The organism is Caballeronia sp. NK8 (assembly GCF_018408855.1).
GTDB lineage: Bacteria > Pseudomonadota > Gammaproteobacteria > Burkholderiales > Burkholderiaceae > Caballeronia.
This window is the reverse complement of record NZ_AP024322.1, coordinates 1,397,216-1,420,164: the sequence shown is the minus strand read 5'-3', so window position 1 is coordinate 1,420,164 and position 22,949 is coordinate 1,397,216. Positions and strand designations below refer to the sequence as shown.

At 63.5% G+C, this 22,949-nt stretch carries 19 protein-coding genes; 14 read left to right on the top strand and 5 right to left on the bottom strand.

Going from position 1 to position 22,949, the window contains the following annotated elements; all coding sequences use genetic code 11:
• Positions 1–2: 2 nt before the first annotated feature.
• Complete coding sequence (locus tag NK8_RS06870) at positions 3–1,118, bottom strand: polyamine ABC transporter substrate-binding protein (protein WP_061176160.1); 1,116 nt, start codon at positions 1,116–1,118, stop codon at positions 3–5.
• A gap of 535 nt (positions 1,119–1,653) precedes the next feature.
• On the opposite strand from NK8_RS06870, the gene NK8_RS06865 reads away from it, so the two are divergent.
• The 3 genes from NK8_RS06865 to NK8_RS06855 all read left to right on the top strand — a co-directional run bounded on the left by NK8_RS06865 (position 1,654) and on the right by NK8_RS06855 (position 4,570).
• Entirely contained in the window at positions 1,654–2,991 is a 1,338-nt protein-coding gene (locus tag NK8_RS06865; protein WP_213228290.1) for an Nramp family divalent metal transporter, read from the top strand.
• Between the two features lie 109 nt (positions 2,992–3,100).
• Positions 3,101–4,342, top strand: coding sequence for a phospholipase A (locus NK8_RS06860; protein ID WP_213228288.1), 1,242 nt, complete (start codon positions 3,101–3,103; stop codon positions 4,340–4,342).
• 24 nt (positions 4,343–4,366) lie between these two features.
• Positions 4,367–4,570, top strand: coding sequence for a DUF1289 domain-containing protein (locus tag NK8_RS06855; protein ID WP_061176162.1), 204 nt, complete (start codon positions 4,367–4,369; stop codon positions 4,568–4,570).
• A 66-nt stretch (positions 4,571–4,636) separates the two neighbouring features.
• Here NK8_RS06855 and NK8_RS06850 read toward each other — a convergent pair whose 3' ends face one another.
• The 4 genes from NK8_RS06850 to NK8_RS06835 form a co-directional block, all read right to left on the bottom strand.
• On the bottom strand, positions 4,637–6,229 hold the full coding sequence (locus NK8_RS06850; RefSeq protein ID WP_162065572.1) for an ABC-F family ATPase: 1,593 nt from the start codon (positions 6,227–6,229) through the stop codon (positions 4,637–4,639).
• A 178-nt stretch (positions 6,230–6,407) separates the two neighbouring features.
• Positions 6,408–7,853 carry a threonine synthase gene (gene thrC / locus NK8_RS06845; RefSeq protein WP_213228286.1) on the bottom strand — a complete coding sequence of 482 codons (1,446 nt, stop codon included), beginning with the start codon at positions 7,851–7,853 and terminating at the stop codon, positions 6,408–6,410.
• Positions 7,854–7,868: 15 nt separating this feature from the next.
• Positions 7,869–9,191, bottom strand: coding sequence for a homoserine dehydrogenase (locus tag NK8_RS06840; protein WP_061176165.1), 1,323 nt, complete (start codon positions 9,189–9,191; stop codon positions 7,869–7,871).
• Positions 9,192–9,216: 25 nt separating this feature from the next.
• Positions 9,217–10,455 carry a pyridoxal phosphate-dependent aminotransferase gene (locus NK8_RS06835; RefSeq protein ID WP_213228284.1) on the bottom strand — a complete coding sequence of 413 codons (1,239 nt, stop codon included), beginning with the start codon at positions 10,453–10,455 and terminating at the stop codon, positions 9,217–9,219.
• A gap of 455 nt (positions 10,456–10,910) precedes the next feature.
• Here NK8_RS06835 and NK8_RS06830 point away from each other — a divergent pair, with 455 nt between their 5' ends.
• The 11 genes from NK8_RS06830 (at position 10,911) to NK8_RS06780 (ending at position 22,891) form a co-directional block, all read left to right on the top strand.
• On the top strand, positions 10,911–11,285 hold the full coding sequence (locus tag NK8_RS06830; protein ID WP_162065568.1) for an Mth938-like domain-containing protein: 375 nt from the start codon (positions 10,911–10,913) through the stop codon (positions 11,283–11,285).
• A gap of 310 nt (positions 11,286–11,595) precedes the next feature.
• Positions 11,596–13,269, top strand: a complete 1,674-nt coding sequence (locus NK8_RS06825) for a glycosyltransferase family 39 protein (RefSeq protein WP_213228282.1) — start codon at positions 11,596–11,598, stop codon at positions 13,267–13,269.
• 97 nt (positions 13,270–13,366) lie between these two features.
• Positions 13,367–13,738 (top strand): SMR family transporter, encoded by a 372-nt coding sequence (locus NK8_RS06820; protein WP_162065566.1) that lies wholly within the window; start codon positions 13,367–13,369, stop codon positions 13,736–13,738.
• 66 nt (positions 13,739–13,804) lie between these two features.
• The gene (locus NK8_RS06815; protein WP_213228281.1) at positions 13,805–14,974 is read left to right on the top strand and encodes a DegT/DnrJ/EryC1/StrS aminotransferase family protein; all 1,170 of its coding nucleotides are present in this window, start codon (positions 13,805–13,807) and stop codon (positions 14,972–14,974) included.
• A 21-nt stretch (positions 14,975–14,995) separates the two neighbouring features.
• Complete coding sequence (locus NK8_RS06810; RefSeq protein WP_162065564.1) at positions 14,996–16,033, top strand: glycosyltransferase; 1,038 nt, start codon at positions 14,996–14,998, stop codon at positions 16,031–16,033.
• On the top strand, positions 16,030–17,016 hold the full coding sequence (locus NK8_RS06805; RefSeq protein ID WP_213228280.1) for a formyltransferase: 987 nt from the start codon (positions 16,030–16,032) through the stop codon (positions 17,014–17,016). The genes NK8_RS06810 and NK8_RS06805 overlap by 4 nt, the downstream gene beginning before the upstream one ends.
• Positions 17,013–18,059: a bifunctional UDP-4-keto-pentose/UDP-xylose synthase gene (locus NK8_RS06800; protein ID WP_061176172.1), complete on the top strand. Its 1,047-nt coding sequence runs from the start codon at positions 17,013–17,015 to the stop codon at positions 18,057–18,059. The genes NK8_RS06805 and NK8_RS06800 overlap by 4 nt, the downstream gene beginning before the upstream one ends.
• Before the next feature lie 15 nt (positions 18,060–18,074).
• Positions 18,075–18,971, top strand: coding sequence for a polysaccharide deacetylase family protein (locus NK8_RS06795; protein WP_213228279.1), 897 nt, complete (start codon positions 18,075–18,077; stop codon positions 18,969–18,971).
• 84 nt (positions 18,972–19,055) lie between these two features.
• Positions 19,056–19,517, top strand: coding sequence for a peroxiredoxin (locus tag NK8_RS06790; RefSeq protein ID WP_213228276.1), 462 nt, complete (start codon positions 19,056–19,058; stop codon positions 19,515–19,517).
• 395 nt (positions 19,518–19,912) lie between these two features.
• The gene (locus tag NK8_RS06785) at positions 19,913–21,757 is read left to right on the top strand and encodes a PhoH family protein (protein ID WP_213228274.1); all 1,845 of its coding nucleotides are present in this window, start codon (positions 19,913–19,915) and stop codon (positions 21,755–21,757) included.
• A 198-nt stretch (positions 21,758–21,955) separates the two neighbouring features.
• A complete protein-coding gene (locus NK8_RS06780) occupies positions 21,956–22,891 on the top strand; it encodes a C40 family peptidase (protein WP_213228272.1) in 936 nt (311 codons plus the stop codon).
• Positions 22,892–22,949 lie beyond the last annotated feature (58 nt).

The window sequence follows — 22,949 nt, the reverse complement described above, 5'->3', positions numbered from 1 at the left end:
ATTCATCGGCCGGACTTGAATTCCGTCCAGAGCCGCGTCTGCAGGCGCTGGATTTCCGGCGGCAGCGGCTTCAGCAGGAACAGCGTCTTGATGACCTCCTGCGGCGGATACACGGCCGGGTCGTTCGCGACGTCCTTGTCCACGTACTTGCGTGCTTCCAGGTTCGCGCTCGGGTAGTACACCGCGTTCGTGATCGCGGCGTGAACCTGCGGCGTCTCGATGTAGTTGATCCACTCGTGCGCCGCGTCCTTGTTCTTCGCGTCCTTCGGGATCGCCATCACGTCGAACCACACGGGCGCGCCGCCCTTCGGAATGTAGTACTCGATCTTGAACGACTTCTTCGCATCGACCGCGCGATGCTTCGCGATCACGACATCGCCCGACCAGCCGTAGGTGAAGCAGATGTCGCCGCCGACCATGTCGTTGATATAGCCCGACGAGTTGAACTGCGTGATGTACGGGCGGATCTTCTTCATCATCGCGAGCGCTTCGCGATAGTCGGCCGGATTCGTGCTCATCGGATCCTTGCCGATGTAATGCAGCGCGGCGGCGAACATCTGGTCCGGTGCGTCGAGCACGGAGACGCCGCACGCCTTCAGCTTCGAGATGTTCTCGGGCTTGAAGAGAATGTCCCAGCTATTGAGTTCGGCGTTGGGGCCGAGAATCTGCTTCGCCTTGTCGACGTTGTAGCCGAGGCCGGTCGTGCCGTACGCCCAGGGCACCGTGTACTTGTTGCCGGGATCGGCGCCCTCGACGAGCTTCATCAGGTCGGGGTCGAGATATTTGAGGTTCGGCAGCTTCGACTTGTCGAGGGGCGCGAAGATATTGGCGGCGATCTGCTTGCCCGCGTAATTGCTCGTCGGCACCACGATGTCATAGCCCGAGCGCCCGGTGAGCAGCTTGGCCTGCAGGGTGTCGTCGCTGTCGTAGTTGTCGTACTTCACCTTGATGCCGGTCTGCTTGGTGAAGTTGGGAATCGTGTCCTTGGCGATATAGTCCGACCAGTTGTACACGTTCAACTGCGTGTCTTTCGCCATCGCTGCGAGCGGGGTCAACATCGCGGCGCATGTCAGGGCGCCCGCCAGCTTCGCCATGCGGCTCGCCAGTTTCTCGTTCATCTCGATTCTCCCTTGTTCCGACTTGTCACGGCGTCGTGCCGCGCGGACCCGGCGCACGTCCCGTCGTCCGATCTGGTCCACGACTCCCTCAAAACCCCGAAAACTACCATTAAACGCAGGGGCGACAAAAAATAATGCGCCGCGTGTCGCGCAAAATGTACACGCCCTTGCATCGCGCGGCCACAGTCTTGCCACGCGGGCCTTTCCACGGCTTCGCTCCGCTCGCGGGCAGCCGGAAAGAGCGCGCATTTTAGCCCCTAATCGAGCCCGGCGGCACCTGATAAAACCACACTCTCCAAAGTGGCACGCACGCGTGTAAGCCCGATGCAATGTCATTATTCGTGATCGGCTTCCCGGGTCCCGCGACGACGCACGCCCGGAACCGGATGCCGAGCCTGACGAATAGCCAGCGGAACAGTTGTTGCGAGCCAATTCGACGTGCGCCGCGAACACGCGGTGCGTCCAGAACCGCAACGCACGCGTATACGACTGACATGACGCCGCCGTTGACCCGCTATTCGAGGCCGCTTAACGCATGAATACCAATCCGTCCGCGCTCGCCCAGCTATCCGCCGCGCAATCCGACGTGCAGTCGCCCGCGGCGAGCCGCGAGGAGCGTCAGCGGGCGCCGCGCCCGCACGGACGCTGGTATTCGTTCGCCGGGGCGGGCGCGCTAGTCGCGGTCGGCTACATGGACCCCGGCAACTGGGCGACGGCGCTCTCGGGCGGCGCGCGCTACGGCTACTCGCCGCTTTTCGTCGTCCTGCTCGCGAGCCTGATGGGCATGCTGCTGCAATGGGTCGCGTCGCGCGTGGGCGTCGTCACCGGGCGCGATCTCGCGCAACTGTGCCGCGAGCGCTACAGCCGCCGCACCACGCTCATACTCTGGATCGCGTGCGAGATCGCGATCATTGCCTGCGATGTCGCGGAGGTCGTCGGCAGCGCGGTGGCGCTGCAGATGCTGTTCGGCCTCTCGCTCACCGCCGGCGTGCTGATCTCGGCGGTCGGCACCTTCGCGATGCTCGCGCTGCAAAGCCGCGGCAAGCGGCCGTTGCAGCGCGCCGTGACCGCGCTGATCTTCTTCGTCAGCTTGTGCTTCGTGATCGAACTCGCGCTCGCGCATCCGGTCTGGGGCGATGCGCTGCGCGGGCTTGCGCCGTCGAGCCAGCTCGTGCGCGATGCCGGCATGCTCTGGCTCGCGGCGGGCATTCTCGGCGCGACGGTCATGCCGCACAACCTGTATCTGCATTCGGCGCTCGTGAAGGAGCACGCGAGCGGCCGCGACGACGCCGCCATCGGTCGCGCGCTATACGGCGTGAACATCGACACTTTCGGCTCGCTGGCGCTCGCGTTCGTGGTCAATGCGTCGCTGTTGCTGGTCGCGGCCGCCGTGTTCCACGCAAGCGGCCATACGGACATCGACGATCTCGCCGATGCGCACCGGCTCATCGCGCCGCTCGTCGGCAGCCATTGGGCGGGTGTCGTGTTCGCCGCCGCCCTGCTCGCCTGCGGCCTGAACGCGACGGTCACCGGCACGCTCGCGGGTCAGGCGGTGATGGAAGGCTTCCTGCGTCTGAAAATGGCACGCTGGGCCCGCGCGCTCCTGACACGCGGCCTCGCGATCGGTCCGGCGCTGGTCGCGGTCGCGAGTTTCGGCCAGCATGGCTCGAACGCGCTGCTGGTCGCGACGCAGGTCGTCCTGAGCCTGCAATTGCCGCTCGCGGTCATTCCGCTCGTGCGTTTCGCCTCCGATGCCGGTCTGATGGGCCGCTGGCGCGTCGCGCGCGTGCCGCTCGCGCTGGCGTGGGCGTGTGCTGGCGTGATCGTCGCGCTGAACGGCGCGATGCTGTGGCAGGCGGTATTTTCGGGCTGAAGCTGCAAATTTCGTGTCGGTTTCGGGGGCGTGGCGCGGGTTGTGCTACCGGAGTCTTCTGGCGCGCGATGACCGCGCTCCTTCCCGCCCGAATCAGGACCCGAATTAGATGGCTTTCACCGACCGCGCACGCACGTTCACGCTCTTCATCATTCTGCTCGGTGCAGGCGGCGCGGCCCACGCGACCGTCGCCGTGCTGCAACCCGCGCGCGAAGCCGCCGCCGCGCAGCCGCTGGAACTGACGCTCCTCTACACCGACGACGACGCCAAACCCCTGACCGTCGACGTGCCGAAGCAACTGACCGTCAACCTGACCAACGGCGACCTGCCGCCCGCGCCGCTCACGCTCGCACGCGATCCCGCCGTGCCCGACCGCTTGCGTCTTGCGCCGGGGCAGTATCGTCGCGTGCGCTTTTCGGCGCCGTGGCCTGATTCGGCGCGCGGCACGGTGAAGATCGACCCGGTCGGCTTCGATGCCTCGCCGATGCTCGTCACGATCAATCGAAGCGATACGCAAACGCAGGTCGCCGCGGCCGAGCGACGCGAAACGCAGGCGACGACGCCCGCGCAGCTTGCGAGCGCGAGCGCCGCCGCGAATACCGCCGTCGTGCCGACGGCCTCGCAGGACACGATGCTCTCCGGCCGCTTCTCGACCTTCGAGCCGATCTATTTCGCCGACGGCAAGAACGGCGACAACCTCGCGAAATTCCAGTTCAGCTTCAAGTACCGGCTGCATCTGCCCGACGATCCGCGCTCACGCGGCTTGCTGGACAATCTCTACTTCGGCTATACGCAGACGGCGATCTGGAATCTCTCCGCCGAGTCCGTGCCGTTTCGCGATATCAGCTTTCAGCCGCAGCTGTTCTATTACGTGGAGGACACGGGATGGAAGAGTCCGCTTTTCACGCGCATGGGCGTGTCGGCGGGCTTCGGGCACGAATCGAACGGCAAGAGCGGGGACGAGTCGCGCTCGATCAACATCGCGTTCGTGCGCCCGACCTGGGATTTCGGCGACCTGAACGGCAATCATCTGACGCTCTCGCCGAAGTTCTACTACTACCTGTCGAAGTCGGGCAACGAGGACATCGCGGACTATCGCGGCTATGTCGATTTTCTCGTGAAGTACGGCAGTCCGGACGGCTGGCAGCTCGCGACCACGCTGCGCAAGGGCACGAAGCATTGGTACGGCAGCGTCGACTCGCAGCTCACCTACCCGCTCGCCAAACTGGTCGGCAGCGCGTGGGGCGGCTATCTGTTCGTGAGCTACTTCAACGGCTACGGCGAGGACATCCTCGATTACAACCAGCGACATCACTGGATCGCGCGAATAGGCTACAGTATCGCGCGCTGAGCTTTTTTACGTTTTTGACCGCCAATGTCTTCGAATCTTCACGACCTTCCTGATAGCCCCTGCATCGGCGTGTGTTCCACGCTCTTCGACGAAGTCTGCAAAGGCTGCGGCCGCACGGCCGGCGAGGTGTCGAACTGGGTGTTCCTCACCGACGATGAAAAACGCGCGATCTGGGCGCGCATCACGCGCGAGGGCACGGCGATGCGGTTTCGCAACGACCACCTGTAAGCCCATGAAAAAACGGCCCGCTCTTTCGAAACGGGCCGTTTTTCAAACAGTGCGGGAAGCCGGGTCTTACTGAATGCCCTGACTCGACAGAAAATCCTCGTAATTCCCGCCGAAATCGCGCAGCGTGCCATCGGTTCTCACTTCGATGATCCGGTTCGCCAGCCCGCTCACGAACTCGCGATCGTGCGAAACGAAGATCAGCGTGCCATCGAACTTGTCCAGCGCGATCTGCAGCGACTCGATGGACTCCATGTCCATGTGATTGGTCGGCTCGTCCATCAGCAGCACGTTGTGGCGGCCCAGCATCAGCTTGCCCCAGATCATGCGGCCCTTTTCGCCGCCCGACAGCACCTTCACGTTCTTCTTGATGTCGTCCGCGTTGAAGAGCAACCGGCCGAGCGTGCCGCGCACCATCTGCTCGTCGTCGCCTTCCTTGCGGTACTGGTCGATCCAGTCGGTCAGCGTCTCTTCCTTCGGAAACTCTTCGTAGGTGTCCTGCGGCATATAGCCGACGTTCGCGTTCTCCGCCCACTTCACCGTGCCGTGATCGAGGTCGAGCGCGCCCTTGAGCGACTTGAGCAGCGTCGTCTTGCCCGCGCCGTTCTCGCCGATGATCGCGATGCGCTCGCCCGGCTGCACGCTGATGGAGAAGTTCTGGAAGATCGTGCGGTCGTACTTCTTGGTCAGATCCTCGGCCACGACCGCGATGTTATGCAGCTTCTTCTCGAATTCGAAGCGGATGAACGGATTCTGACGCGACGACGGCTTGAATTCCTCGATCTTGATCTTGTCGATCATCTTCAGGCGGCTGGTTGCCTGACGTGCCTTCGACTTGTTGGCCGAGAAGCGGCGCACGAAGTCCTGCAGGTCGGCCACGCGCTCCTTCGCCTTCTGGTTGGCGTTCTGCTGACGCTCGCGCGCTTGCGTGGAAGCCAGCATGTAGTCGTCGTAGTTGCCCGGCCAGATTTTCAGCGTGCCGAAATCCATGTCCGCCATGTGCGTACAGACCTGGTTCAGAAAGTGTCGATCGTGCGAGATGATGATCATCGTCGAGTTGTACTGGTTGAGCACGTCTTCCAGCCAACGGATCGAGTTGATGTCGAGGTTGTTGGTCGGCTCGTCGAGCAGCAGCACGTCGGGCTTCGAGAACAGCGCCTGCGCGAGCAGCACGCGCAGCTTCCAGCCCGGCGCGACGTTGCTCATCGGGCCATTGTGATCGGTGATGGCGATGCCGATGCCGAGCAGCAACTCGCCCGCGCGCGCCTCGGCCGTGTAGCCGTCGTACTCGGCGAATTTGGCTTCGAGGTCGGCGGCGCGCATGTAGTCGTCGTCGGTCGCGTCGGGGTTGGCGTAGATCGCGTCGCGTTCGGTCATCGCGGCCCACATTTCCGTGTGACCCATCATGACGACGTCGAGCACGCGCATGTCTTCGTACGCGAACTGATCCTGGCGCAGCTTACCGAGGCGGACGTTCGGCTCCAGCATGACGTTCCCGGAACTCGGTTCCAGATCGCTGCCCAGAATCTTCATGAAGGTCGACTTGCCGCAGCCGTTGGCGCCGATCAAGCCATAGCGGTTTCCTTCGCCGAACTTGACCGAGATGTTCTCGAAGAGGGGCTTGGGCCCGAATTGCATGGTGATATTGGCGGTAGACAGCACGGCGCGTCCTTTTGAATGGGGTACGACGAAAAACCTGAGATTTTAGCAGAATTTGCGGGCTTTTGAGCCGGATGGCGGCCTTCCGGGGCGGCCAAAAGCAACGGGGCGCGGCCATTCGAGCCGCGCCCCGCGCGCTTTCGACGCTGATCCGCGCGAGGCGGATGTCCCGGATGTCCCTTTACGTGCGCTCGGCGATGAACGCCTTCACCACGCCCGCGTCCGCAGGAACGATATCGAACCTTTGTGGCAGTTTTTCAAGTCCGGCGAACGCGGCGGGCCGTTCCGGCTCGCGATTGAGCGCCTCGCGGATCGTCTCGCCGAATTTGATCGGCTGCGCGGTTTCAAGCACGATCATCGGCACGCCGGGCTTCAGGTTCTCGCGCGCAACCTTCACGCCGTCGGCGGTGTGGGTGTCGATCATGGTCTGATAGCGTTCGAACACGTCGCGGATGGTCTTCACGCGGTCGTCGTGGTCGCTCTTGCCCGACACGAAGCCGAATTCCTTCACGCGCGCGTAATCGCCGCTCGCCGCGAGATCGAAGCCGCCCTTCTCCTCGACATCGCGGAACAGTTGCAGCACGCGCGCCGGATCGCGGCCGAGCAGGTCATACACGAAGCGCTCGAAGTTCGACGCCTTCGAGATATCCATGCTCGGCGACGTGGTGTGATACGTCTCAGCCGCGCCGCGCACGCGATACACGCCGGTCTTGAAGAATTCGTCGAGCACGTCGTTTTCGTTGGTCGCGACGACGAGCTGATCGATCGGCAGGCCCATCATGCGCGCGATATGCCCCGCGCACACATTGCCGAAATTGCCCGACGGCACCGTGAACGACACGCGCTCGTCGTTGCTCGTTGTGGCGGCGAAATAGCCCTTGAAGTAGTACACGACCTGCGCGACGACGCGCGCCCAGTTGATCGAGTTGACCGTGCCGATCTTGTGCTTCGCCTTGTAGCCGTGATCGTTCGATACGGCTTTCACGATGTCCTGGCAGTTGTCGAAGTTGCCTTCGACGGCCAGATTGAAGATGTTCGGGTCCTGCAGCGAGAACATCTGCGCGGTCTGGAACGCGCTCATCTTCTTGTGCGGCGACAGCATGAAGACGCGCACGCCGGCCTTGCCGCGCATTGCGTACTCGGCGGCGCTGCCGGTGTCGCCCGAGGTCGCGCCGAGGATGTTCAGCGTCTCGCCGTGCTTCTCCAGCGCGTACTCGAACAGATTGCCGAGCAGTTGCATCGCCATATCCTTGAAGGCGAGCGTCGGACCGTTCGACAGTTCCAGCAGCGAGAGCGTCGCGCCGTTTTCCACGCCGAGCGTCTTGAGCGGCGTGATCTGCGCCGCGCTCTCTTCGTGGCGCACGTTGCTGTACACCTGCGCCGTGTAGGTCTTGCGCGTGAGCGAGCGCAGGTCGTCGGCGGGAATGTCGTCGCTGAACTTCGACAGCACTTCGAATGCGAGATCCGCATACGAGAGCGTGCGCCAGCGCGCGAGTTCATCGGCCGATACGCGCGGATAGTCCGCCGGCAGATACAGGCCGCCGTCTTTCGCCAGCCCGCCGAGAAGGATGTCGGAAAACGTGTGGCGCTCGTTGCTGCCGGCGCCGCGCGTCGAAATGTAGTTCATCGTGCGTCCTTGCCCTTAATTGAGCGCTTCCATGCGCAGCTTCGTCACCTTCGAGACCACCGTGGACAGCGCCTCGATCTGGGCGATCGCCGCGTTCACGTTCTTTTCCAGCGTCTCGTGCGTGATGAGGATGATGTCGGTTTCGCCCTTGTTAGCGCCGTCGACTTCTTCCGACTCCTTCTGCAGCAACGCATCGATGGAAATGCCCTTGTCCGCGAGAATGCGCGTGATGTTGGCGAGCACGCCCGTCACGTCCGCGACGCGCAGGCGCAGGTAATAGCCGCTCGTCACTTCGTCGATCGGCAGGATCGGCGTGTTCGAGAGACTGTCCGGCTGGAACGCCAGATGCGGCACGCGATGCTCCGGATCGGCCGTGTGCAGGCGCGTCACGTCGACGAGATCGGCGACCACGGCGGAAGCGGTAGGCTCAGCGCCCGCGCCCTTGCCGTAGTAGAGCGTGGTGCCGACTGCATCGCCGTGCACGACGACGGCGTTCATCGCGCCTTCGACGTTCGCGAGCAGGCGCTTGGCCGGAATCAGCGTCGGATGCGTGCGCAACTCGATGCCCTTCTCCGTTCGCCGTGCGATGCCGAGCAGCTTGATACGGTAGCCAAGGTCTTCGGCATAGCGAATGTCGATGGCCGCGAGCTTGCTGATGCCTTCCACATACGCGCGATCGAACTGCACCGGCACGCCGAACGCGATCGCGCTCATGATCGTGACCTTGTGCGCGGCGTCGACGCCTTCGATGTCGAAGGTCGGATCGGCTTCGGCATAGCCCAGCTCTTGCGCGGCCTTCAGTGCGGTCGCGAAGTCGAGCCCGCGGTCGCGCATCTCCGAGAGGATATAGTTCGTCGTGCCGTTGATGATGCCCGCGATGTACTCGATGCGGTTCGCCGTCAGCCCTTCGCGCAGCGCCTTGATGATCGGAATGCCGCCCGCCACCGCCGCTTCGAACGCGACCATCACGCCCTTCGCGCGCGCGGCTTCGAAAATCTCCGTACCGTGCACCGCGAGCAGCGCCTTGTTGGCCGTCACGACATGCTTGCCGTTGGCGATCGCGCGCAGCACCAACTCGCGCGCGAAGCCCGTGCCGCCGATCATTTCGCACACGATATCGATGGAAGGATCGTCGACGACCGCGCCAAAGTCGTCCGTCACCGCGATGCCTTCCTGCTTCGCGGCTTCGGCCTTCGCCGGCGTTCGCACCGCGACGCGCGCGATTTCGATGCCGCGCCCGGCGCGTCGTTTGATTTCTTCCTGGTTACGGCGCAGCACCGTGAAGGTGCCGCTGCCGACCGTGCCGAAGCCCAAGAGTCCTACTTTGATCGGTTCCATGCAGCGCGAGTCTTTAAAAGAGAGATTAAGCGGAATGTCGTTTGCGATAGCCGTCGAGGAAGCGCGCGATACGGTTGATCGAATCCGCGAGATCGTCGACGTTCGGCAGAAAGACCACGCGGAAGTGATCCGGTGTCGGCCAGTTGAAGCCCGTGCCCTGCACCAGCAGCACACGCTCCTCGAGCAGCAGGTCCGTGATGAACTGCTGATCGTCCTGGATCGGGTACATCTTCGGATCGAGCTTCGGAAACATGTAGAGCGCGGCTTGCGGCTTCACGCAGGTCACGCCGGGAATGGCCGTGAGCATGTCGTAGGCGAGCTCGCGCTGCTTGTAGAGACGTCCGCCCGGCACGATCAGGTCGTTGATGCTCTGATAGCCGCCGAGCGCGGTCTGGATCGCGTACTGGCCCGGCACGTTCGGGCACAGGCGCATCGACGCGAGAATGCCGAGACCTTCCAGATAATCCTTCGCGCGGCGGCGGTTCTCTTCGATCAGCCCGGAAATCGCCATCCAGCCCGCGCGATAACCGCACGAACGGTAGCTCTTCGACAAACTGTTGAACGTGACCGTGATCACGTCTTCGGACAGCGCGCCCATCGACGTATGCGTCTTGCCGTCGTAGACGATCTTGTCGTAGACCTCGTCCGCGAAAATGATCAGGCCGTGCTCGCGCGCGATCGCGATCAGGTCGCGCAGCAGTTCGTCCGAATACAGCGCGCCGGTCGGGTTATTCGGATTGATGACGACGAGCGCCTTGGTGTTGGGCGTGATTTTCGCGCGGATGTCGTCGAGATCGGGCATCCAGCCGTTGCTCTCGTCGCACATATAGTGGCGCGGCGTGCCCGACGACAGGCTCACCGCAGCCGTCCAGAGCGGATAATCCGGCGCCGGAAGCAGCACTTCGTCGCCGTCGTTCAGGAGCGCCTGCATCGCCATCACGATGAGCTCGGACGCGCCATTGCCGATGTAGATATCGTCCAGTTCGACGCCCGCCACGCCCTTTTGCTGCGTGTAATGCATGATCGCCTTGCGCGCGGCGAACACGCCCTTCGAATCCGAATAGCCCGACGACCCCGGCAGGTTGCGGATCATGTCCTGGATGATCTCGTCCGGCGCTTCGAAGCCAAAGGGCGCCAGATTGCCGATATTGAGCTTGATGATGCGATGCCCTTCCTCTTCGAGGCGCTTCGCGTGTTCGAGCACGGGCCCGCGAATGTCGTAACAGACGTTTTGCAGCTTGTTGGATTTGAGAATCGGTTTCACGGCTGGCGCTCTGGGTCTGGGTGTTGATGCGGACTGGTTTTTCTGATGTCGATCAGGTGCGGCTCGGCGTTCCGGACAGCCAGCCTCGTGCGCGGACGGCGAACGGGCGTTCGATGAAAACCGAGTTTTAAGCCTGAAGGCGGCTCGCCCGGACGACTCGCTCGTTCCCGAGCGCCGAACGATGCATTTTAGACGCCGCGCCAGGTAAGGCATGGGCGATGCGGACCGGATTGCGCGCCGGCGGCGGCTTGTGGCGGCGCGCGGGGGCAACGGACGGCGCACGAGCAAGCCCGGCGGCCGAAAAGTTATAATTTACTGATTATGACTCAGTTCCGCAATGCACCAAAGGAACGCGTCTGCGCGGCCCGAAGTCGACGCGCCAGAAGGTGTGCAGGCTGCTCCCGCCGTCGCGGCGAACGCTGGGTCGTCACCCTTTCCCTTGCCGGATCACTGTTTTGAAACTGCACCAGGATTCCAACAACGCGCTCAACACCATTACGAGCTACGGAGACGGTTTCGTGGCGATCAATCTCGCGCGGCACGAAGGCAGCGTGATCGTCATGCCCGAGATGCCCGTCGCGACATGGCCGGTGTCGTCGTTCGAGGCGCTTGCGCCCGAGCATTTCGACGCGCTCGTCGAGGCCGCGCCCGAGGTCGTCATTTTCGGCAGCGGGTCGCGGCTGCGCTTTCCGCATCCGCGCCTGACGGCGCAACTGGCGAAGCACCGGATCGGCGTCGAGACGATGGATTTTGGCGCGGCCTGCCGCACCTACAACATCCTGATGTCCGAAGGCCGGCGCGTGGCCGCTGCGCTGCTGATCGAAACCTGAGCAGGCCGCTAAGTATTCGTTAAGGAAGCGCTGGCAGACTTGCGCCGCCCGTCCGATCCCGGCGCGCGCCAGGGTCTGTCCGCTTCAAAATTGACGAATGCAGGCCGGGCGTGCGCTACACTCCCGCCCGGCGTCCGCCTTTCCGGGATGCGACGGGCATTCGCCGGATGGATTCGGGGCGTCGGTGCAAATCGCGCGGCGTGGCCGATCAATGCGAACTCGCATCGAAAATGCGTGCCTGAGTATGCGCGCCCATCGCCCATTTCGTTTCACTAGCGCCGCGCATCGCGGCATCGGACAGGTTGACTTCATGAACGATACGCCTTCGCGGCTACCGCTCACACGTCTTTCGCTCATTCTTCTCGTTCTCGCGCTCGCGATCATCTGGTTCGCGCCGTTGGGCTATCGCCATCTCGTGCCGAGCGACGAAGGCCGCTATGCCGAAATGGCACGCGAGATGTTCGTCACCGGCGACTGGATCACGCCGCGCTATAACGGCTACAAGTATTTCGAGAAGCCGCCGCTGCAAACTTGGGCGAACGCGCTCACGTTCGCCTGGTTCGGCATCGGCGAATGGCAGGCGCGCTTCTATACCGCGCTCACGGGTTTCGCGGGCGTGCTGCTCGTCGGCTACACGGGCGCGCGAGTATTCAACGCGCTGACGGGCTTCGCGGCCGCGGTCATTCTCGCGACCTGCCCGTACTGGAACCTGATGGGTCACTTCAACACGCTCGACATGGCCCTGTCGTTCTGGATGGAGCTGACGCTCTGCGCGCTGCTGCTCGCCCAGCGCCCCGGCCTGCCGACGCGCGAAGTCCGTCTGTGGATGTGGCTCTGCTGGGCCGGCATGGGCGCGGCGGTGCTGTCTAAGGGGCTGATCGGCCTGATCCTGCCCGGCGCCACGCTCATTCTCTACTCGCTCGTCGCGCGCGACTGGGCGCTGTGGAAGCGGCTCTATATCGGCAGCGGGCTGATCGTGTTCCTGATCGTCACGGCCCCGTGGTTCGCGCTCGTGCAGATGAAGAACCCCGAGTTCTTCAATTTCTTTTTCATCGTTCAGCAGTTCAAGCGCTATCTGACGCCCGAGCAGAACCGCCCCGGCGCGTTCTATTACTTCGTGCCGGTGCTGATCGTCGGATTTCTGCCGTGGCTGTCGATCACCTTTCAGAGCGTGCGTCACGGCCTGAAGACGCCGCGTCAGCCCAACGGCTTCGCACCCGTGACGATGCTGCTCGTCTGGTCGGCGTTCATCTTCCTGTTCTTCAGCGCGTCGCACTCGAAGCTCCTGTCCTACGTGCTGCCGATCGCGCCGGCGATCGCGCTCGTGATCGGGCTTTATTTGCCGTCGCTGACGAAGACGCGCTACCGCATGCATCTGATCGGCTACGCGGTGTTTCTGATCGCCGCGGCGTTCGGCGCGATCTTCCTCGGCCGCGCGGGCAGCGCAAACACGCCGAATGCGCTCTATCGCGAATTCCAGATCTGGGTGTACGCGGGCCTCGCGGTCGCGTTCGTCGTGACCGTATTCGCGATCTGGCTGAACCGGCGCAGCGTGCTCGCGGGCGCCGCCGGGCTGGGCGCGGCGTGGCTGCTGCTCGGCACGATCGCCGGCTCCGGCCACGACGTGTTCGGCACGCAGAGCTCGGGCGTGAACCTCGTGCCGGCCGTGAAGGCCGCGATGGCGAAGCTGCCGCCCGACACGCCGTTCTATTCGATTGCGAAGCTCGATCACACGATGCCCTTCTACCTCGATCACACGATGATCATGGTCCACGAAGCCGACGAGCTTACGTTTGGCGTACAAACCGAACCGCAGAAATGGGTGCCGAGCATCGACGAATGGATCAAGTTGTGGGATTCGAAGCGTTACGCGCTCGCACTGATGCCGCCGTCCCGCTACGACGAATTCGTGGCGCGTCACGTGCCGATGCAGGTGATCGCGCGCGACGAGCGCCGCGTGATCGTGGAGAAGCCGCAGCCGTGAGCCTTCTGATCCTTCCCAGCGACGATGTTGCGCCGCACGATCGTTCGGCATTTCGCGACGAACCGAGTATCCTTGTTCCGCATTTGAAAAAGGCGCGATGAACCCGATTTCCTTCACTTGCATCATCATCGGCGTATTGTTGAACGCGTGCGCCCAGCTCCTGCTCAAAGCCGGCGTGAACGCGGTGGGCCATTTCGACCTGACGGCCGCCAATATCGTCCCGGTCGGCTTCAGGATCGCGACCCAGTTGCCCATCATCGGCGGGCTCGCGTGCTACGTGCTGAGCGTCGTCGTGTGGATCGTCGGGTTGTCGCGGGTGGATGTGTCGATCGCCTATCCGATGCTCTCGCTCGGCTACGTCGTCAATGCGTTCGCGGCGTGGTATCTGTTCGGCGAGGTGCTGTCGATGCAGCGGCTCGTCGGCATCGGCATCATTCTGATCGGCGTAGTGGTGCTCGCCCGCGGCTGATTCACCGAACCGAAACGTCAACCCGAAGCGTCAACCGGATCAATTCATTTTTTAAGCGCATAGTCCATGACTCAAACAACGCGGCCGTTTCTGCCTTTCGTCAAGCCCGAGATCGATGAAGAAACCATTCAGGGTGTCGTCGACGTGCTGCGCTCGGGCTGGATCACGACCGGCCCGCAGAATCAGCAGTTCGAAGCCGAATTGTCGGCCTATGTAGGCGGCCGCCCGGTGCGCGCGTTCAACTCGGGCACCTGCACGATGGAAATCGGCCTGCGCATCGCGGGCGTCGGTCCGGGCGACGAAGTGATCACCACGCCGATGACCTGGGTGTCGACAGCGAACGTGATTCTCGAAGTGGGCGCGACGCCGGTGTTCGTCGATATCGATCCGGTCACGCGCAACATCGACCTGAACCTGCTCGAACGCGCGATCACGCCGCGCACGAAGGCCATCATGCCGGTCTATCTGGCGGGTTTGCCGGTGGACATGGACAGACTCTACGAGATCGCGCGCGCCCACAAGCTGCGCGTGATCGAGGACGCCGCGCAGGCGTTCGGCTCGACCTGGAAGGGCGAGCGCATCGGCGCGCTCGGCGACATCGTGTCGTTCAGCTTCCACGCCAACAAGAACGTCACGTCGATCGAAGGCGGCGCACTCGTGCTCAACAACGAGGACGAAGCGGAACTCGCGCGCAAATACCGGCTGCAGGGCATCACGCGCACGGGCTTCGACGGCATGGACTGCGACGTGCTCGGCGGCAAGTACAACCTGACGGACGTGGCGGCGCGCGTCGGTCTCGGCCAGTTGCGCAGCATCGAACGTTTCACCGAAAAGCGTCGCGAACTCGCGCGCGCCTACTTCGACGCGTTCGAAGGCGGCGCCGCCGTGCAGCTCGGCGTCGGCCTGCCGCCGCGCAATTTCACCGACAGCAACTGGCACATGTTCCAGATCGCGCTGCCGCTCGAGAAGCTGACGCTCACGCGCGCGGAATTCATGGGCGAGATGAAGGAGCGCGGCGTCGGCACGGGCATTCACTATCCGGCGCTGCATCTTTTCACGCTGTATCGCGCGCGCGGCTTCACGGAAGGCATGTTCCCGCATGCGGAGCGCTATGGCGCGTCGACGGTGACATTGCCGCTCTTCACGCTGATGAGCACGGACGATGTCACGCACGTCGTGAAAACGATCGACGAGATCTGCGAACAGTTCGCAGGCGATTCGAAGCGCAACGGGTAACCCAGGGACAAGCGGCGCAACATGAGTCATATTGATTTTCCGGCAACTTCCCCCGAGCTTTCGGTGATCATCCCGGTGTACAACGAGGAAGACGGCCTCGCCGCCCTCTTCCAGCGTCTGTATCCGGCGCTGGACGCGCTGAATACGTCGTACGAGGTGATCTTCATCAACGACGGCAGCCGCGACAAATCGGCTGCATTGCTGGCGCAGCAGTTTCACGTGCGGCCCGACACCACGCGCGTCATTCTGCTCAACGGCAATTACGGCCAGCACATGGCCATCCTTGCGGGCTTCGAGCAGTCGCGCGGCGAGATCGTCGTCACGCTCGACGCCGACTTGCAGAATCCGCCCGAGGAAATCGCCAAGCTCGTCGAGAAGATGCGCGAGGGCTACGACTACGTCGGCACGATCCGTCAGCAGCGTCAGGACAGTCTGTGGCGCAAGAAGGCGTCGCGCGCGATGAACCGCCTGCGCGAGCGCATCACCAAGATCAAGATGACCGATCAGGGCTGCATGCTGCGTGCGTACAGCCGGCATATCATCGATACGATCAACCGTTGCGGCGAGATCAACACGTTCATTCCCGCGCTCGCGTACACCTTCGCGCAGAACCCGATCGAAGTCGACGTGGCGCACGAGGAACGCTTCGCGGGCGAATCGAAGTACTCGCTCTACAGCCTGATCCGCCTGAACTTCGATCTCGTCACCGGCTTTTCGGTCGTGCCGCTGCAATGGCTGTCGTTCATTGGCGTGATTCTGTCGGTCGGCTCGGCGGGTCTGTTCCTGTTGCTGGTGATTCGCCGCTTCATGTTCGGCGCGGAAGTCCAGGGTGTGTTCACCCTCTTCGCCATTACGTTCTTCATGCTCGGCGTGATCATCTTCGCGCTCGGGCTGCTCGGCGAATATATCGGCCGCATCTATCAGCAGGTGCGCGCGCGGCCGCGCTATCTCGTTCAGACGATCCTCGAACAGCGCGACGGCCTGCCTTCCGCCACCAAGCCGCTGCAGGAACCGGTGCAGCGCGTGGCCGTCGTCGGCCGCGAGGAAGACGGCCGATGAAGCCGCGCGCAGTCGTATTCGCCTATCACAATGTCGGCGTGCGCTGTCTGCAGGTGCTGCTCGCGCGCGGCGTCGACGTCGCGCTCGTGGTCACCCACGAAGACAGCGCGAGCGAGAACATCTGGTTCGGCAGCGTCGCGCAGGTCGCGGCGGAACATGGCATCGAGACGATCACGCCGGCCGACCCAAAATCGCCCGAGCTCTATGACGCGATCGAAACACTCGCGCCGGACTTCATCTTCTCGTTCTATTACCGGCACATGCTGCCGGTATCGCTGCTCGGGCTCGCGAGGCGCGGCGCGTACAACATGCACGGCTCGCTGCTGCCGAAATATCGCGGCCGCGTGCCGACCAACTGGGCCGTGCTCAACGGCGAAACCGAAAGCGGCGCGACGCTGCACGAGATGGCGGAGAAGCCCGACGCCGGCGCGATCCTCGCGCAGACGCCCGTGCCCATTCTTCCCGACGACACCGCGGCGCTCGTCTTCGACAAGACCGTCGTCGCCGCCGAACAGACGCTCTGGCGCGTGCTGCCCGCGCTGCTCGCCGGTGAAGCGCCGCATCTGCCGAACGATCTCGCGTCCGGCAGCTACTATGGCGGGCGCAAGCCCGAAGACGGACGCATCGACTGGGCGCAGCCGGCACAGCGCGTCTACAACCTGATTCGCGCGGTCGCGCCGCCTTATCCGGGTGCGTTCACGGATATCGGCGCGGACCGATTCATCGTCGCGCGGGCGCGGCTCGTGCCTGAAACGGGCGCGCCAGGCGTCTCTCCCGGAAGACTCGGTGAGCTGCGGGGTTTGCCCCCGGGCCTGCGGGTGGCGGATAATGCGCTGTTTGGCGTCTGCGGCGATGGCCGCGTCATCGCCATCCACGAGTTGCGTCATCGGAGGCTCGACGCCGATTCGCAACCCGTGGACGAAGAGCGCCTCATCGAACCCGCCGAATTCGGCCGCATCATTCAATCCTCTCGTCATTCATGAAAAAAGTTCTCATCCTGGGCGTCAATGGCTTCATCGGCCACCACCTGTCCAAGCGCATCCTCGAAACCACCGACTGGGAAGTGTTCGGGATGGACATGCAAACCGATCGCCTGGGCGACCTCGCGAATCACGAGCGGATGCATTTCTTCGAAGGCGACATCACGATCAACAAGGAGTGGGTCGAGTATCACGTGAAGAAGTGCGACGTGATCCTGCCGCTCGTCGCCATCGCCACGCCCGCGACCTACGTGAAGCAGCCGTTGCGCGTGTTCGAACTCGACTTCGAAGCGAATCTGCCGATCGTGCGTTCGGCGGTGAAGTACGGCAAGCATCTGGTGTTTCCTTCGACCTCCGAGGTGTACGGCATGTGCACGGACGAGCAGTTCGATCCGGAAAACTCTGTTCTGTCCTATGGCCCGATCAACAAGCCGCGCTGGATCTACGCGTGCTCGAAGCAGCTCATGGACCGCGTGATCTGGGGCTACGGCATGGAAGGGCTGAACTTCACCCTGTTCCGCCCGTTCAACTGGATCGGCCCGGGCCTCGACTCCATCTACACGCCGAAGGAAGGTTCGTCGCGCGTGGTCACGCAGTTCCTCGGCCATATCGTGCGGGGCGAGAACATCAGCCTCGTCGACGGCGGCGCGCAGAAGCGCGCGTTCACCGATATCGACGACGGCATCGGCGCGCTGATGAAGATCATCGAGAACAAGAACGGCGTGGCGTCGGGCAAGATCTACAACATCGGCAATCCGACCAACAACTTCTCGGTGCGCGAACTCGCGAACAAGATGCTCGCGCTCGCCAACGAGTACGCCGAGTACTCGGATAACGCGAAGAAAGTGCAACTCGTCGAGACCTCGTCTGGCGCGTACTACGGCAACGGCTATCAGGACGTGCAGAACCGCGTGCCGAAGATCGACAACACGATGCAGGAACTCGGCTGGGCGCCGCAAGCGTCCATGGACGACGCGCTGCGCAAGATCTTCGAAGCGTATCGCGGCCATGTGGGCGAAGCCCGCAAGCTCGTCGAGCAGTCTTAAGCAAGGGAACCAGGCGTGGCCCGCATCGTTCTCAAGATCGACGTCGATACGCTGCGCGGCACGCGCGAAGGCGTACCCAACCTCGGGCGCCTGCTCGACAAGTACAGCGCCCGCGCGACGTTCCTCTTCAGCCTCGGCCCCGATCACACCGGCTGGGCGCTACGGCGCGTGTTCCGGCCGGGCTTTCTGAAGAAAGTGTCGCGCACGTCTGTAGTCGAGCACTACGGCGTGAAGACGCTCATGTACGGCGTGCTGCTGCCGGGACCGGATATCGGCCGTGAAGCCGTGTCCGAGATGCGCGCGATCCACGAAGCCGGCTTCGAATGCGGAATCCACACGTGGGATCACGTCTACTGGCAGGACAACGTGCGCGCGCGCGACCGCGCGTGGACGGTCGCGCAGATGCAGCAGAGCCATGCGCGCTTCATCGAGATATTCGGCGCGCCGCCCGTCACGCACGGCGCGGCCGGCTGGCAGATGAACGGCTACGCGTTCGAGCAGATCGATGCGTGGGGCATGCGCTATGCATCCGACGGGCGCGGGCACACGCCGTACATTCCCGTGCTCGACGGCCGCACGCTCGATCACATCCAGATGCCCACCACGCTGCCGACGCTCGACGAAATCCTGGGCGTGGACGGCGTCGACGAAAGCAGTGTCGCGGCGCGTCTCTTGCGGCACACGGAGAACAACCCGCACGATCAGGTGTTCACGCTGCACGCCGAACTCGAAGGCCAGAAGCTCGCGCCGGTGTTCGAACAATTGCTCGCCGGCTGGCGCGCGCAGGGACATACCTTCGCCACCATGGGCGACTACCATGCGACGCTGGACCGCGCGACGCTGCCCACGTACCCTGTGACGTGGGGCGAGATCCCGGGACGCGCGGGCGAACTGATCGTCCAGCCCGGCTGAATCGGCGCGTGGCGCTTGCGCGGCTCATCGTCGGGTCTCGGCGTTTTTTCTCACCAACAAACCAGAACAACCGGAGAAACTTTCGTGTCAGTCGCAGTCGACCAGCCCGTTCCCGACTTCACCGCACCCGCGACGGGTGGCGAGTTCACGCTTTCGCACCTGCGCGGCAGTAAGGTCGTGCTCTTCTTTTACCCGAAGGACAACACGCCGGGCTGCACGACCGAAAGCCTGCAATTTCGCGACCACTACGACCAGTTCAAGGCGGCGGGCGCGGAAATCGTCGGCATCTCGCGCGACAGCGTGAAATCGCACGACAACTTCAAGGCGAAGCTGGAACTGCCTTACACGCTGGTTTCGGACGGCGACGAAGCCATCTGCTCGCTTTTCGATGTCATCAAAATGAAGAAAATGTATGGCAAGGAAGTGCGCGGCGTCGAGCGCTCGACCTTCCTCATCGACGCGAAAGGCGTGCTTCGCCGCGAGTTCCGCGGTGTCAAGGTGCCGGGCCACGTAGAGGCTATTGTCGAGGCTGTACAAGCAATTTGAGGCACGCTATATTGGTTCGCAATGAGCGCCTGTCCAGTCCAACCCATTCTTTGTAGCGCGAGCCGCCGTGTGCCTGCCGGCACGGTCGGCATGGATCCGGGCTACGTGGAGACGGCACGGCGCAGGTGCTCCGAAGCAGAAGTCAGCCGCTGGTTCCGGTAGTCGGAACGGCGGCTTTTTTATTGGCGTCGCACAAAAACCACGTCTTGAACGCTGGCGCGATGACCAGTGGACGCAACCCCAAGGAGCAGATCGAAACTTAGGCGAACCGGCGATTTCGACAATGAAGCGCGCCGCCGGGCGCAAACTGCGGGAACCGTTTCGCTGCGAGGGCGTACGGGCAGGATGCGACAGGCGGCGCACGATATACGACCCGATTCCTTCGAGGGAACACCATGCCTTTGCCTACCGCCCCGGCCAAGCTCGGCCATCTCCTTCCGGCTGAAGAATACAAGGCCAAAGCCCGGCCTTCGAAACAGTCGAAGAAACAAGCCGCGGCGAGCGATGACGACGCGTACGGCGCGGTCGAGACCGTCGCCGCGGAGCGTCCCGCCACGAACGCCGCGCACACGCTGCGCTCGATAGCGAGCGACGTGCTCACCCAGATTCCGGCCGAACCGCATGTGGAAGCGGCCGCACCGTCGCCTGCGCCCGCGCGCGGCCGAAAATCGAAACAGACCGCGGCGCTGCTGCAGCCGGTGCCGGCCGCGCGCACCGCGCCGGAACCCGTCGAAGCGCGCACGGAGCGCGCCGAAACGCCGGTCGCGCCCGAGGCAGCGGCTCCGTCCGCCGCGAAAGACACGCGCGCGCAGAACAAACGCCGCAAGGGCACGACGGCCGAAGCCGAATTGCGCAAGCTTTTCGTGCTCGACACCAACGTGCTGATGCACGATCCGAGCTCGCTGTTCCGTTTCGAGGAACACGACGTCTATCTGCCGATGATGACGTTGGAAGAACTCGACAATCACAAGAAAGGCATGTCGGAAGTGGCGCGCAATGCGCGTCAGGTGAGCCGCACGCTCGATGCGCTCGTCGCCAACGCGGGCAAGATGACGGAAGGCATTCCGCTGGCCGCGCAAGGCAACCGGGACGCGCTCGGCCGCCTCTACTTCCAGACGACGCTCACGGACATCGAACCGGTGGAAGGCTTGCCCGTCGGCAAGGCGGACAACCAGATTCTCGGCGTCGTGCGCGCGTTGCAGAAGGAGCGTCCGGATCGTCAGGTCGTGCTGGTGTCGAAAGACATCAACATGCGGATCAAGGCGCATGCGCTCGGGCTGCCGGCAGAAGACTATTTCAACGATCAGGTTCTGGAAGACAAGGACCTGCTCTACTCCGGCGTGCGCGCGCTGCCTCAGGACTTCTGGACCCGGCACGCGAAGGGCATGGAGAGCTGGCAGGACACCAAGACCGGCACGACGTATTACCGTGTGACGGGGCCGCTGTGTTCGTCGATGCTCGTGAACGAGTTCGTGTATCTGGAGCCGCAGAACGGCGAGCCGTCGTTCCACGCGGTGGTGCGCGAGCTGAACGGCAAGACCGCGCTGTTGCAGACGCTGCGCGACTACGGCCATCACAAGAACAACGTGTGGGGCATCACGGCGCGCAACCGTGAACAGAACTTCGCGTTGAACCTGTTGATGAACCCGGAAGTCGATTTCGTCACGCTGCTCGGCCAGGCGGGCACCGGCAAGACGCTGATGGCGCTCGCCGCCGGCCTCGCGCAGGTGCTCGACGACAAACGCTACAACGAAATCATCGTGACGCGCGCGACGGTGCCGGTCGGCGAGGACATCGGCTTTCTGCCGGGCACCGAGGAAGAGAAGATGCAACCGTGGATGGGCGCCTTCGACGACAACCTCGAAGTGCTGCAGAAAACCGACGATGCCGCCGGCGAATGGGGGCGCGCCGCGACGCAGGAGCTGATCCGCTCGCGCCTGAAGGTGAAGAGCATGAACTTCATGCGCGGGCGCACGTTCGTCGACAAGTACGTGATCATCGACGAGGCGCAGAACCTGACGCCGAAGCAGATGAAGACGCTCGTCACGCGCGCGGGTCCGGGCACGAAGATCGTGTGCCTCGGCAATATCGCGCAGATCGACACGCCTTATCTGACCGAAGGCAGTTCGGGGCTCACGTATGTGGTCGATCGCTTCAAGGGCTGGACGCATAGCGGTCACGTGACGCTCGCGCGCGGCGAGCGCTCGCGTCTGGCCGATTACGCGTCCGACATTCTGTAAGCGCCCGGCATTCATTGCGGATAAGACGGCCCGGTGGAGCGATCCACCGGGCCGTTTTCTTTTCGTCCGACGTTTCCCGCTTGCAACACTTACGGCACAAACTTCATGTAAAACCTCAGGACATCTTGCCGCACGCCCGTTCGGCGGGCTAGTATCGGCACACTGCCCTTCCTGGCGACTTTTTGCTCGCTATCTGCAATGCGTCGAATCTGGCTGCCGCTTCTCGTTACCGTTTTGCTCGCCGCGTGTGGCAGCGCGCCGCAGCAGGTGGCACGTCAGCCTGCCGCCGGTGCGAACGCGAATCGCACTTACAAGCCGCCGGCCGGTTTCCCCACCTTCGTCGATCACAGCGTCGGGCGCGAGGAAATCTCCATCCAGGCGATGTCGCTCGTCGGCGTGCCTTATCGCTGGGGCGGCAATACGCCCGAAGCCGGTTTCGATTGCAGCGGGCTCGTGCGATACGTCGTCGATCGCGCGGCGTCGGTCAATCTGCCGCGCACGACGGCCGAAATGAGTTCGCGTGGCGAATCGATCGAACCGGACGGCGTCGCACCGGGCGATCTGATCTTTTTCAACACGACCGGACGGCCGCATTCGCATGTCGGCATTTATGTGGGCAAGCTGCGCTTCGTGAATGCGCCGTCGACGGGCGGCACCGTGCGGCTCGACTATCTGACCAATCCCTATTGGGCAAAACGGTTCGACGGCATCCGCCGCGTCGCTCCGCCGAAGTCCGCGCCTGCGCCGTTCGACGCGCCGGTTTATCTGGCATCGCCTGTTCCCGCGCAAGCGCCAACGCCGACGCCAACGCCGGCAAACGCCGACGCGTTCGAACCACCGCCCTCCACGCTCACAGCCGCGCAACGCCAGTCGCAAGCCGCAGGCGCGACCGCGCCTCAAGCGGCCGTCGCCACCAGCGCCGCGCCGGATCCGATTCAGGCCGCCGCCGATGCCTTCGAGCCGCCACCTCCGTCATCGAACGCGGCACGCCAGCAGGCGCGCACCGCGCAAGCGACAGCCGATCCAGTTGAACCGCCCGTGCGCGTGATGCGCGCCTCCACCGGCTCGCTCGCCGCGCCACGCCCGGCTCCGACCGACGATCCCATCGCCCGCTTCGCGACCGGCACGAACTGACGCGCGCCGCGCGTCTCTGCTATCGTGTTTCGATCATTCGTCGACGGAGCGCAACACC